This window comes from Bartonella sp. EBT8 (assembly GCF_055796165.1).
In genome coordinates, this window is the sequence record NZ_JBTTDJ010000005.1 from 18,693 (window position 1) to 31,373 (window position 12,681).

Here is a 12,681-nt window from a genome sequence, read left to right on the forward strand (position 1 = left end):
GGTTTTCATATGATCAATAATCCGTCTGCTATTGATGATATTGCGGACGCGGAGCAAATCCGCGTCCTTTTTTATGCAAGCAATAGGATGGTTCATGCGCCATTGAATAAGATTCTTGATCTTGTCAAAAATGATGTTCAGCGTGATCTTTTAAGCATTTTGGAAAAATATCAAGAAGCGACAGATAAACGCATAGAGACCATGCAAAAGATCATTGATGAATTGCAATTGCAGTCTTTGTCTCTCCTACACCCTAAAAAATAGCTTATTAAGGAATAAAATGCGATGCCGATTCCCTATCACACACATCAATTTGCCTTGGAACCAGCAACAAAAGAAGAAGTCAAAGAAGGTATTTTAAACAGTAAAGCTCTTGCACCTGTTTCAGTAGGCAGTGCTGCTGCTTATGAGGTAGAATATTTTGCAACCGCGGCTCAAGGAAAAAAAGCTGATGATGCTGTTGCAAAGAGAGATATTGGAGCCCTTGCTTACAAAGATAAAGTCACTGTTAATGATATTAAAGCAAGTGGAATAGCGAGTGAGAATACTCTGTTATCAGGTGCTGGCTGGATAAAAATGTCACCTTTAGGAATTGGTGATATGAAAGCTGCTCTCTATGACCCCGACAATGTGAGGGCAAATGCATTTTCTATGGAAAATATGCATGAGGGGACTTCCAAAAAGATTTTGACCCCAGAAGAAAGGTTAAAGTTGCAGTGGTTGAGTGTTGACAGACCAACAATAGAAAAGTGGCATATGGGCGACGAAAGCGTTCGTTATCCTATCTCTCCCATAGAATTGAAAAATACCATCAATTATTTTTCCTTATCAAAATCTCTTGGTATGTCAAAGGCAGTCTATGATCCGAACAAAATAGCAAAAGATGCTTTTGATATGGAGAATATGAGAGAGGGAGAAAACCATCTGATTTTCACATCTCAAGAGCGTGCACAGGTTGCAAAAATTGATGAAATTGAAGACAAGGCACAAAACGCAAAGGAAAGTGCCCAACAGGGGCTTAAGACAGCAAGAGAGGCAAAGGACGTTGCCGGTGTCGCATTAAGTACAGCGAAAGATGCACAATCTGTAGCAAGTTTAGCACAAAAAACAGCAGATAAAGTACAAAATACAGTTCAAGATTGTTTTAGTGTTGCAGGTAAAGCGAAAGAGACAGCAGAAAATGCATTCGATATAGCTAAGGTTGCAAAAACAAATGCTACGGATGCAAAAGCTCTTGCTACCACAGCACAAACGATAGCCAATAAAGCGCAAGATACAGCATATAGTGTACAGAAACGAGTTGATCTCATTCAACCTCTTGCAAAACAAGACTGGATTGATGGCACCAAAACAATAGATGCACTTATCTCACCTGTCGACTTGCTTGCTTCGATTAAAGCCAATAGTTCAAAAAGCAATAGTAATGGTGGTGGATGCAAACCTATCGAAATCCTCATGACAGAAAGTGGAGATATTCCTTGGCCCGAAGGGATCACTGATGACACTGAACTTGAAATATGGGCTTGGGGTGGGGGTGGGGGTGGCGTTAAGAATGGCGGCGGCGGTGGCGGTCAATGTGTGCATGTAAAAGTCAAAGGGACTGATATTAAGCAATCGAAAAAAGCTTACATTGGTCTTGGTGGCAAAGGCAATGACAGCAACATTTTGTGCAATGGTGGAAGAACAGTTATCAAAGGGCTTCTTACTGCAGAAGGAGGATATTCCGTCTCTATGATTTTAGTTAACTTTGGAGGAAAGGGCGGGGATGGAGGAGCAAATAGAGATGGTAACAGTGGCGAGAGCTTTATTTTTTCGGGTGGTAATGGTGGTGGGAGTGGAATAGACGGCAAGAGAGCTGGTACTGGTGGAAGCTCTTTTCTTGGTGGCGGCGGCGGCGGCGGTGGACAAGGTAATGGCTCTATCATGGGGCAAGGTGGTGAGAGTTACAAAGGTGGTAGAGGTGGTCGTGGTGGTCGCGGAGCTGGCGGCGGCGGCGGTGGATATTTCGATGGAAAACCTGGCGGTGATAAAATTGGTGGCGATGGTGGAAATGGCGCAATACTCATTAAGGTATATTTATAGGATGGAATGAAACAATGGCACGAAAAATCAGTAAAGATTGTCTATACTATTTAAAACAATGGGAAGGTTTACGCTTAAAGGCTTATCAAGATGTCTCTGGTGTGTGGACAATTGGCTATGGTCATACGCAAAAAGCTGGTCAACCAACAGTTGTGGAAGGGATGGTGATTACAGAAAAAAAAGCTGAAACCATACTTTTAGCAGATTTGCGGCAATATGAGACGGCAGTAGAAAGGGCGGTTTGTGTGAATCTAAGCGACGAACAGTTCGGCGCTCTTGTTTCTTTTTGTTATAATATAGGTGTGATAGCTTTCCAAAACTCTACATTGCTAAAAAAGCTTAATCGGGGTGATTATGAAGCGGTGCCCTCTGAATTACAAAAATGGACTAAAGCAGGCGGTAAGCGTCTTCAAGGTCTCGTGCACCGGCGTGCAGCAGAAGCAGGTTTATGGGCAAAAGGCGCTCATGTTTCCTCAAATTATCAACCGGTGGAAACTAAACAGCCAACAGGGATTTTCAAAGCAGAAGCGCTTGCTCCCATCATTGGTTCTTTCTCAGGGCTTGGCGGCTTGTTAGCAGGAAATGGTCCCATCCAATGGGCATTAGCAACCATGATGGTCTTAGCCGCCTGTGCAGGGATTGTTTTTGTCGCCAAACGCTTTCAGGAGCAACGCTTTTGATTTTATGGATGAAAAGAAATCTAATGCTAACAGGTGCGGTTTTAGCCGCTTTTTTTATGATTGTAGCAAAAGCTTTTGTTCTTGGCAAAAAGACTGAACAGCAAAAGCAAACAGAGAAGATTTTAAAGAGTGCAACAACACGGCTTGAGGTAGAAAATGAAATTAATCAAAAAAGTGATGCTGATGTTCGTACTGCTCTCTCTCACTGGTTGCGCGACAAATAAAGTTGCTTCTTCTTGTGTGGGGTGGTTGCCGATATATTTGGAAAGCCAAGATTTGCATGCCATCAGTTCAAACTTAGCAAGAGAAATCTTAAAGCATAACAAGCAAGGAGAGTACCTGTGTGGGTGGAAACATGGCTAGAAAAAAAACTGAAAAGCACGCGGAACTCACAGAAGCAGAAAAAGAAATGCTTCAAGAAATGATCATCACCTATCAAAGTGTAAAAATGATGTCTCGCTTGATGAAGTGGATAGCCTTTTTTCTCTTTTTACTTCTCCTTGACTTTGCCCGACTTATGGATGCGATAGACAATGTCTTTGCACATTTAAAACAGTGGTTTTCGAAAAACTAAAAGATTTATTCCCTCCCCACTTTTGAAGTGGGAAGGGATATGTTTTACTTAAGCAACCTTTTTAATAGAGTTATCCAAATTTGGTTCATAAGTTTTCAACAAAGGCTCCATAATTGGAGGAGGTTTTAAAGTCCCAAAATTTGTAATCATTGCTAGAATTCTGAGTGCATTTGGCGATTCATCTTGAAGTTTTAAAATCAAAGCCTTTTCTATTGCATCCATGGTTTCAATTAAAGCATTAAAATCCTTATCTTCAATATCATCACGATCAGAAAACTGAAACAACGCCATCCACAAATCGCATAAAAAATCGATACTGGTATTCATTGCACACCTCCATGGATTTGTTGTCTCAAGCAAGCCAATCCTCTAGATGTGATTTTTGTGGAAGGGAGCACCTTTTCTGTCCCATCGGGTCTTTGAATAGTAATAGCAGGGCAATCCATCAAACCTTTCTTGATCTTATCCTGATATGGTAACAAAGGAGCCCCCGGAGCCCTTCGATAGACCCAATCATGGTTACGCAAATAATCGGTTAAGTCCTTAGGTCGGACTTCAAGCATCTTTGCGGCTTCAATCAAACCAAACAAACCATCAGAACGTTTCAAACCATCAAGTGCTTTTGCCTTGGGTTCTAACTCTGCAATTATGATGTCTTTACGTTCATTTTCGTTTTTTAGATGTGTTAAGACACCTAACATCACTTGTGGACTTGAATAATCAATCTGTGGTGTTGTTACTTGCTTTGCAAGTTTTTCACATTCGATAAAATACTCTCTTGCTTGGTGCCCTTTGTCATTACGCTCGATCATCGAAAGATGTTTAGCCATGTCTAAAGTTAGGTAGTACTCTTTTACTTTTCCACCGTTTTCTAAATTTTTAGAAAGCGTTACAAAGTCTTTGTTTTCTCGAAACTTACATTCTTTTATGCGATTTTTAATCCAGTCTGCAAACTTTGATGTGATGTTTAAAAATGCATGCAACTCACGTGCGTTGACCGTTTGAACAGTTTCCTGATCAATAACCTGTTCTCTAATTTCTATAAGTGTGTTCATTGTGAACTCCTATCGATTAGGGGTTTCTTATTGACACTCCAGAGGAATGCCGGGTGCTAAGAAACACGGTCGATAGTCCGTCGTTGTGCTTTTCCCATAAGGGTATTGTATAGCGCAACTACACCCGACGAGGACATTATATGCGTGTAACATATAATGAGTCAAAGCTTTTAATTGGCGGAGAAAAGACTGTTTCGGCAATCTATCCGCTATCGATTTAAGGTGTTTCTTAGGCACCTGATTCGATACTAGACACATTGATGCCATGTTGTCAAGCAACAAAATAAATAAATTACGCAAATAATCTGTTGCCTTGGGCTTTAGTTCTGTAATCAGTAGCCGCTCGTTTAAGGAGAGAAGCGGATGTTTGTCGCGGTAGTTTTATCATCAAATCTTCTAATCCATTGTGTCGTGAAACTGTTGGTATGTTTACGAGACTTTTAAAGGTTTTTTCACAACAGGATTTGGAATCCTTCAAAGGAATATTAGAAGCGATTAGAGAAGAGAAAAGCCAAAAAAATGCTCGTGTTGCGGAGGAGTGTTAGAAAATCCTATTCCCGCACCTTATTACAAGGTCCCTGACCATTAAAAAATATCAATAAAATCAATATGTTATTGCAATTAAATTTAAGATTCGAATCCAGGTACCCCCAGCCAATATTTAATCAAATCAATTTTAAAGAGAAAATTTAAGGACAAAGCTTTAATGAGCTTGTGGGGGGATGGCTAATTTATAATTATCTATAACCATTTCTCTCTTATTTGAGTATGTTAAAAATATTACTGGTGGGTAGCTTAAACTAGGGGCACTAGCATTTAATAGAGACAAATACTTTCCCAAAAATTGATTTTTGGAAGTTCTCATTCATAAGAAGCGTATGAGAGAGAGGGGATGAGTGATTCTATCAATGCGGAATATGAAATCTACAGTGATGGATTTTGTTCTCTATGGCAACACCAGCGGGTAATTTTGCGTATTCCACCGTCTTCATTACGTCGGATAGCGTAACAATATTTTTGATGAGGGAACACATGCCGTTGCATATCGCGTACGATACGAGCAGCATTACCATATGGAGCTACATAATCAATAAACCACATATATTCTCCCCCTTGCCAATTAGCATGAGGCAAAAGCTCTCCTTTTTCAAGCATAGAGTGATGATTTTTCTCATCTAAAAAAGCCCAAGTGACAAAGGCGCAAAATTCTCCACCCTCATTTTTATAGAGCCTGTATTGCCCAGTGCGTAAGGCTGATCCTATATTAAATTCGATATCCCAAATCCGCCAGCGGCGGTGTAAGGGGGATTGAAGCATTAAAACCACCATAGCTCCTAAAGCTGTAAGAGGGTCTATGATCGATGGTGAAGGATTTTCATTTACACACATTATCTTTCCTGTAGAGATTGTTCTAAAATTTTAGTGATAGGCTCAAAGAAGTAGGAAATTAAACGCCGTTTTGCTGTAATGACATCAGCTGTCACGGTCATACCGGGGATAAATTTAAGCTGTTTACCATTCAAATTGAGATGATCTTGGTCAATTTTGATTAAAACTGCATAAGCTCCATTAATTTCTTTATCATAGCGCGCTGTAGCGCCTACATTAACAACGGTACCGTAAATAACACCGAAACGTTCAGGAGGAAAGGCGGAAAACTTTACATAAGCACGTTGGTCTTTTTCCAAAAAGCCAATATCTCGGTTATCAAAAAAGGCTTCAACAATGAGTCCGCCTGTGACAGGGACAATACGCATGAGAGTTTTTCCAGCTTCGATAAAGCCGCCCAAAGTGTGGATACTTAAATCATCAATGCGCCCATCAACGGGTGCATAGAGTGATAAGTGGTCAAGGCGATATTGAGTGCTATCAAGTTTTGCTTTTAACCCTTGAAGATTCAATTCTGTTTCACGAGAAAGTTGGCGATAGCGGGCGATTTCATCGGAAATGAGGCTTTGTCGTTGTTGGCGGAGGGTCTCTATTTCAGCGGTGTTTTCTTCTAGGCGCTTTTGATTGGTTAAAATTTCATGTTCCACATTTCTGAAATCGTGTAAACGTTCTAAATACATTGCTTGGCTGATAACTTTTGTTTCCATCAGGCTTTTTGCAGCTTTTAGTTTTTCTTGAGTTAATTGACGGTCATCCTCTAATCTATCTAATTGTGCATGTTGTGTTGCACCGCTGCGCTCGATGCGGTTTTCTTGTGCTTTTAGTGCTCTTAATTTATCTTGTAGAGATTGAAGGGTAGCGCTAATGAGTTTTTCCCCTTCCATTTTTGCAGTCTTGTTTCCAGAAGAGGGGACAACTTGTAGATAGGCAAGCCCTTTGGTCAGAAAATCTTTATCTAAAGGATCACTTTCACGCAAAGCTGTTAAAATAGCAGTTGCGATTTGTGCTTGAAGGATTTGCTGTGCAATCTCGGCTTGAACGCGTGCGCGCTCATTAAGAGCTTCGCGCGGATCCAATTGGATAAGGAGATCCCCTTGATGAACAAATTGTCCTTCTTTTACTAGAATTTTCTCAATACGGCCTGTATTTTGTGCTTGCACTAGCTGAACATAGGCGCTGGGAATGACCGTTCCTTGCCCCCGTGCAACGATTTCTGTTTTTGTAACAAAGCTACCAATTACAATAAAGAGGAATAAGGTGACTAAAACGGCAACCACCATATGAAGCGTTGGGGACAAAGGGCGTAAACGAGGTGTTTTATCCGCCATTTTTCGCCTCCAGATCAGAAAAGTGTAAGACAGTTGCGTGCTGAGGAAAAAGATCACGTTTGTGGGTAATAACGAGAACGATGTGCTCTTGCGAAAGCTGATATAAATGCTCAACAATCTGTGCACTGACAGTATCATCCAATGCGGAGGTTGGCTCATCCAAAATAAGAAGGCTTGGGTTTATGAGAAAAAAACAAGCTAAAGCCAAGCGTTGGCGTTGACCACCTGATAAAAATCCACCTTGCTCTCCCACTTGTGTTTCTAGTCCTTGTGGTAACTGAGCAATCAAATCTTGACAAGCGCTAGCATACAATGCAGCGTCGATTTCATCTTTTGTGGCATCTGGTTTAGCAAGAAGCATATTTTCAAGAATGGTTCCGGAAAAAAGGCAAGGATTTTGCGGAAAATAAGCGATTGTTTCACGCACGCTACGGATATCAAAATTCTGTAAAGGTTGATTGTTAATGAATATTTTTCCACTTGTTGGGGGATAGAGACCACAAAGGAGCTTAGCCAAGGTTGTTTTTCCACATCCTGAAGGACCAAGCAACATAATCGGTTGTCCAACTTGTAAACAGATATTAAGGTGGTTGATAATTGGTTTCTCTCCGTAAGAAAAACAAAGGTCGTTGGCTTCAAGAAGGGGCGTTGTGGTAAGCTGAAGAGAAGGTTTTTCTTCTTCCCATTCTGATGGGGTATTAAGAATATCGCCCAAACGAAGGCGAGAGATTTTTAAGTGCTGCCATTCTTCCCATAAAGAGGCAAGACTTAAGATAGGACCAGAAACATTACCGGCAAGGAGATGAAAAGCAATAAGTTGCCCTAACGTGATTTGGTTTTGAAGAACAGCTTGAGCACCAAAGAAGATAATAAAGATAGTGAAAAGATCGCCAAAAATATGACTCATGGCCCCATTTAAAAGATGTAATTTACTGGTTGTAAGGCTTTGATCCAAACTACGAGTTAAAGTTTCTTGCATGCGTCTTGTATGAGCTGGCTCTTTTACATGCGCTTTTATGGCTTCAAGGTTAGTAAAACTTTCAATAAGACGCGATTTATGAGCAGCTTGCAAAGTGAAAGTACGGCGTAATTGGCGGCGCAAGAAGGGACCGACCAACGCTAAAGAGCCCATTTGCAAGGGTAAAATAATAAGGACAATAAAGGTAAGTTTCGGACTAATGGAAAAGAGTGCAGCAATATAAATAATGGCAAAAAGAACATTCAGGACGGTTGTCGCAATGGTTCCCGTTAAAAAGCCACGAATTGTATCAACTTCTCCGATTCGTGTGAACAGTTCCCCTACTTGCCAAGTGGATAAGACAGGTAATGAGAGGCTTAACACATGGGTGTAAATACGACGTGCAAATTCTAGAGTCAGCCGATTGGCTAAATAAGCTCCTAAATAGCCCGAGAGGGAGCTAAGAGCTGTGCTAAACAGCATGATAGCAATCATAATGACAACGATAATATAAAGGCTTTCTACACGCTGAAAGGGTAAGATACGGTCGATAATCGCTTGGAAAATAAAAGGATTGACCAAGCCAAGTAAGCGCAAAACAATAGCCACAAGACTGAGTTCAATAACATAATGAATATATTTCTTGGTAGTTTTAGTAAACCAAGAGAAGGATACTAGTTTTTCGGATGAATTGCTCATTTAATTTTATTATTTTGTTAAGAGAAAACTTTGTATCATGTCTCATATTTAAACATTATTGTAAATCAAAATTATTCTTAATTTAAAAATATAGTTTGTTTATAACAATATACACATAATGTATTTATTTTTTTGTAAAAGAAAAATTTAAATTTTGTTCAAATTATGTTTGACACTAATTTGCGATGCATGGTAACAAATTTTCTGTATCATAATGATACGTCATTTTAATAATTAAAAGAGGACTTATTATGTTTGGTTCTATTTTTTCTAATGGTAGGTCTTATGTTTCTAATACTTGGTCAAATATTTCATCAATGAATTTTTCAAGTAGTGGATCACGACCTGGGTGTACTGTTGGAGATTATCTCTCTGCAGGATTTTCAATGGGACATAGGGGACATGATATGGGAGTGGTAGTTGGTGGACTTATGGGGTGGTCAGTTGGAGGACCAATAGGCGCTTTGGAAGGTCTATCATTAGGAGGAAGAGTTGGCTCTACAGTAGGATTTGCCACAGGTATAGGAAATACAGCCTATGGATGTTATCGCTAATATAAAAATCAGCAGATATTTCTAAAATGAACAAGCTTGTAGGCATAATTATGTGTCTACAAACTTGACAGGAAGGTTTAGGTGCATAATTTTACAAAATTATATATTTAATTTGGATTTTTTTTATGAATGATCTTATTCGTATTATTTTAGAATTATTATTTTCTATAGGTGCTTTATTTATATTTTTCTATACATTGTTTTCATATTATAAATCTAAAGGTTATAGTAAAAAAGAAATTTGGAAAAAAATTTTGTTAAGAATATTTTTGTTCGTTATATTATTTTCTATGACACTTTTTATTTATATACGTTATTTCTATGAACAATGATTATTCATTATTAATTTGGAAATTTTATTTGTTATCTATATATTTAATTTGGATTTTTTATGAGTGATATTATTCGTATTATTGCAGAATTATTATCTTCTACATGTGCTTTCTTTATATTTTTCTATGCCATGTTTTTACATTATAAATTTAAAGGTTATAGTAATAAAGAAATTGTGAAAAAAATTTTTTTAAGCACATTTTTTTTCATTATATTTGTTATATTACTTTCTATAACAGTTTTTATTTGTATACGTTATTTATATGAAAAATGATTATTTATTATCTTTATATAATAATGTTTTTGATATTTTATTTTATAAAAGCACAGAGAGTGAAATGATAAAACTATTAAAATAACCAAGACAAAGAGCTAAAAATTGTTATTAAATTAATCAATAGTTTTTAAAATATGTAGGTTAAGTGTTGAAAATTTAGAGCTGATCTATTCACTCTCGTCCGTATTGAACTTCATTGAGAAATAAGCTGTTTATTAAAGGGAATGTCATTGTTAAGTCTTTACTCATCATCTTGAGAAAGGGGGAGGGAAGCGACTTCTGTATCAAGTGCATCCACAAACTCAATAATAAAAGCAGCATTTGTTCCCAAATCTCTTGGCAAATAACGAGAAGCGGAGCGCATATCAACAAAAGTTGTATCCCCTTCATCAGTTAAACGGATGACAATGTCTGAAATAAAGCCAAGGTAAAAAGTTTTCGCTATCGTTTCAATATAAATCTCATTTTCTTTTTCTGTAAACTCTCTTTGAGCCACAACAGGCCAGCCATAAGTTTCTAATACATTGAGAACAGATTGACGAATACGTTCAGGTGAGCCATCATAACGACGTCCTGACAGGTCCGGCCATTGTAACATCTGTAAGGCTGTTTGTTCGGTTAAAACACTCTTAAGCGGTAAAGCATCATTGGGGCGTGTTGTGCGAAAAAAAGCTGGTGGTCTTCGTGTATCAGTAGAGACATCATGAAGAGCTGGTAAAGTAAACCAAAACCAAAAAAATAAGACTAATGGTGTGCCAGAAATTAAGGAATAAATAATCCCTTTTAAAGCTTTCATTCCACCTAGAGCACCGTACACCCATAAACTATAAAGCGCTTTGAATGCAAGAAAAAGAGAAACAGCAATACAGCAGGCAGAAATAACTATTAAAACTATGAAATCGACGGCATGAATTACAGAAAAACGTTGTAAAAGCATTGAAAATAACAAAATAAAAAATGCTAACCCGCTAAAACGAGGGGACCACACTGCTGCCCTTGAAATTAACCGAACATATTTTTTTCTCATGAAATTCTCTTCCCCTCAATTGTGACCCTTAAGAAAAGCTCTCTTCAGATTTTATATCTTAAAAAGCTTTTGGTCATACAACAAAAGTAAAGCACTTATTTTTGAGGTCAAGGATGTGAAGTGTTTCATTAATTTCCAAATAATTATTTTGACGAATTCATTGAAGGCAATAATTATTCTTTCTATAGTTTATTATCGTATTGATCTAATTGTTACGAGAATAATTTGTAATCATATAGAATAAATTCAGAGGACAAGCTGTAAGGCTTCTACAAGTTTGTTTGTACAGAATTTTAGCTATCTTTATTATTGGGGGAAGCAAAGGGATGCTTTTCTATTCGACTAAGAGATAATTTCCTGCAACAAGGATTGCCTTCTCTTTCATATTTATAATTAATATACTGTTTTTTATATCTTTGTGTACTCGATTTATATTTCGAGAGGCAATTGTTATGGCAATCATGATGAATAATTTTTTTACTTCAATAAAAAATTTAGTTTTTTAAAAGTTTGAACAAGAATTATATCTTCATGATAAGATTTAATTGATGAAGAGTAAAAACAACTATTTTAAGACGCTTTTATTCATTCAATCTGCGACAGGTTGCAGTTGTAAAAAAGGCTTCGCTTTCTTTTTTTGCAAGCAAAGAGGGAGCGAAAATGCGTAAGAGTGCAAAACCTTTATTTATATTTTTAGCGACCAAAACTGAATTGATATTGTTTTTAGGTTTTGATTGTTTGAGCTCTATAATTTGTATTGGTTTTCCAATGATGAGATCGAGTGCAGCATCAGGAGCTGTTTGGTCATTAAGGCTATAGAAAATAAGCCCGTCATATGTGTAGGCTGCTAGTGACCAAAATTGTGTTGTTTTTGAAGCCTTTAAATGGACAGGGCCATTTTCAAGATCAAATCTACAAACTTTAAGAAGAAAAAATGGATCAGTAGATTGTTGAATAGGATTTTGAGCATCTAAGTCAACGAATTGATAAGGAGCTCCCGATTTTTTAAGTTCTGTCCAGATATTATTTTGCGTCCAATAGGGTATTAGAAAGAGAACACAAATATGAACAATGACAGCGCCAATGATTGCAAGAAGTCCGATGTAAATGAATTTAATCACAGTTTATTGGTCCTGATGGAATTTTCTCCACTGATGGCATCGTAAGCTTTTGCAATGCCGTTGTGGAGATGATTGAGGTGTCGTATAAGGTGAGGATAAGCCCGAATTCTTTTTGACTAACCGTTGCAAGCCAATTGCCGGGTTGCGGTTTTTGTGAAATATTGATGCGGAATGAACCATCACTTTCATAGATAATATTGTTGGTGTAGAGTTCGAACGGTATTTCTTTGGATGAAGTATACGGTTTGAGTGATCTGTCAGCTGTATAAAGGGTAAAAAATCGAGTTTCAGGGATATAGCCTTTAATTAAGTAGTGACAATGGGGGATTAATGGACGTCCATGGTTATCTTTCCAAATTTGGAAAATAAAACCTTCTGTACGTCCAATTGAAATATCACCTCGTTTAGCAGTCCGTGCGCGAGTATAAGGATCAGTGTTAGACGTTCCCACTTGAGGATAAGCACTCCATTGTCCAATTTTAAAGCGTCCAAAATTATTAAAGGAATTGAGTACATAATCAACACTCAGGGTTCCACATAAAATGGAAAAAGAAAAAATGAAAAAGGGAATCATGATCTTGACAAACATTATAGGATATCTCGA

The 12,681-nt window shown here is 37.8% G+C and carries 15 protein-coding genes; 7 read left to right on the forward strand and 8 right to left on the reverse strand.

Translation table 11 applies throughout. The features are described 5' to 3' along the window. The first annotated feature begins 9 nt into the window (after nt 1–9). Genes AC0QT4_RS04795 through AC0QT4_RS04820 form a run of 6 tightly spaced genes read left to right on the forward strand, consistent with a single transcriptional unit; the run spans nt 10 to nt 3,336 of the window. The gene (locus AC0QT4_RS04795; protein ID WP_473200582.1) at nt 10–264 is read left to right on the forward strand and encodes a hypothetical protein; all 255 of its coding nucleotides are present in this window, start codon (nt 10–12) and stop codon (nt 262–264) included. A 21-nt stretch (nt 265–285) separates the two neighbouring features. Then, a complete protein-coding gene (locus AC0QT4_RS04800; protein WP_473200583.1) occupies nt 286–2,082 on the forward strand; it encodes a glycine-rich domain-containing protein in 1,797 nt (598 codons plus the stop codon). A gap of 14 nt (nt 2,083–2,096) precedes the next feature. Further along, the gene (locus AC0QT4_RS04805) at nt 2,097–2,762 is read left to right on the forward strand and encodes a lysozyme (protein ID WP_473200584.1); all 666 of its coding nucleotides are present in this window, start codon (nt 2,097–2,099) and stop codon (nt 2,760–2,762) included. After that, nucleotides 2,759–2,986, forward strand: a complete 228-nt coding sequence (locus AC0QT4_RS04810) for a hypothetical protein (protein ID WP_473200585.1) — start codon at nt 2,759–2,761, stop codon at nt 2,984–2,986. Before AC0QT4_RS04805 ends, AC0QT4_RS04810 begins: the two co-directional genes overlap by 4 nt. Next, on the forward strand, nt 2,919–3,125 hold the full coding sequence (locus AC0QT4_RS04815; protein WP_473200586.1) for a hypothetical protein: 207 nt from the start codon (nt 2,919–2,921) through the stop codon (nt 3,123–3,125). The genes AC0QT4_RS04810 and AC0QT4_RS04815 overlap by 68 nt, the downstream gene beginning before the upstream one ends. Further along, nucleotides 3,118–3,336: a hypothetical protein gene (locus tag AC0QT4_RS04820; protein ID WP_473200587.1), complete on the forward strand. Its 219-nt coding sequence runs from the start codon at nt 3,118–3,120 to the stop codon at nt 3,334–3,336. The genes AC0QT4_RS04815 and AC0QT4_RS04820 overlap by 8 nt, the downstream gene beginning before the upstream one ends. Nucleotides 3,337–3,384: 48 nt before the next feature. Here the strand turns inward: AC0QT4_RS04820 and AC0QT4_RS04825 are convergent, their stop codons facing one another. The 5 genes from AC0QT4_RS04825 to AC0QT4_RS04845 all read right to left on the reverse strand — a co-directional run bounded on the left by AC0QT4_RS04825 (nt 3,385) and on the right by AC0QT4_RS04845 (nt 8,675). Then, nucleotides 3,385–3,663: a hypothetical protein gene (locus AC0QT4_RS04825; RefSeq protein WP_473200588.1), complete on the reverse strand. Its 279-nt coding sequence runs from the start codon at nt 3,661–3,663 to the stop codon at nt 3,385–3,387. Beyond that, on the reverse strand, nt 3,660–4,391 hold the full coding sequence (locus AC0QT4_RS04830; protein WP_473200589.1) for an antA/AntB antirepressor family protein: 732 nt from the start codon (nt 4,389–4,391) through the stop codon (nt 3,660–3,662). Before AC0QT4_RS04830 ends, AC0QT4_RS04825 begins: the two co-directional genes overlap by 4 nt. Before the next feature lie 924 nt (nt 4,392–5,315). Then, nucleotides 5,316–5,780 carry a toxin-activating lysine-acyltransferase gene (locus tag AC0QT4_RS04835; protein WP_473200590.1) on the reverse strand — a complete coding sequence of 155 codons (465 nt, stop codon included), beginning with the start codon at nt 5,778–5,780 and terminating at the stop codon, nt 5,316–5,318. Continuing rightward, nucleotides 5,780–7,108 carry an HlyD family type I secretion periplasmic adaptor subunit gene (locus tag AC0QT4_RS04840; protein WP_473200591.1) on the reverse strand — a complete coding sequence of 443 codons (1,329 nt, stop codon included), beginning with the start codon at nt 7,106–7,108 and terminating at the stop codon, nt 5,780–5,782. The genes AC0QT4_RS04835 and AC0QT4_RS04840 overlap by 1 nt, the downstream gene beginning before the upstream one ends. Then, the gene (locus AC0QT4_RS04845; RefSeq protein ID WP_473200592.1) at nt 7,098–8,675 is read right to left on the reverse strand and encodes a peptidase domain-containing ABC transporter; all 1,578 of its coding nucleotides are present in this window, start codon (nt 8,673–8,675) and stop codon (nt 7,098–7,100) included. The genes AC0QT4_RS04840 and AC0QT4_RS04845 overlap by 11 nt, the downstream gene beginning before the upstream one ends. A gap of 341 nt (nt 8,676–9,016) precedes the next feature. On the opposite strand from AC0QT4_RS04845, the gene AC0QT4_RS04850 reads away from it, so the two are divergent. Then, nucleotides 9,017–9,319, forward strand: a complete 303-nt coding sequence (locus tag AC0QT4_RS04850; protein ID WP_473200593.1) for a hypothetical protein — start codon at nt 9,017–9,019, stop codon at nt 9,317–9,319. An 851-nt stretch (nt 9,320–10,170) separates the two neighbouring features. Here the strand turns inward: AC0QT4_RS04850 and AC0QT4_RS04855 are convergent. The 3 genes from AC0QT4_RS04855 to AC0QT4_RS04865 form a co-directional block, all read right to left on the reverse strand. Then, nucleotides 10,171–10,956: a DUF1499 domain-containing protein gene (locus AC0QT4_RS04855; protein ID WP_473200594.1), complete on the reverse strand. Its 786-nt coding sequence runs from the start codon at nt 10,954–10,956 to the stop codon at nt 10,171–10,173. Between the two features lie 581 nt (nt 10,957–11,537). Next, a complete protein-coding gene (locus AC0QT4_RS04860; RefSeq protein ID WP_473200595.1) occupies nt 11,538–12,077 on the reverse strand; it encodes a DUF1254 domain-containing protein in 540 nt (179 codons plus the stop codon). Beyond that, the gene (locus AC0QT4_RS04865) at nt 12,070–12,666 is read right to left on the reverse strand and encodes a DUF1214 domain-containing protein (RefSeq protein WP_473200596.1); all 597 of its coding nucleotides are present in this window, start codon (nt 12,664–12,666) and stop codon (nt 12,070–12,072) included. Before AC0QT4_RS04865 ends, AC0QT4_RS04860 begins: the two co-directional genes overlap by 8 nt. Between the last annotated feature and the right edge of the window lie 15 nt (nt 12,667–12,681).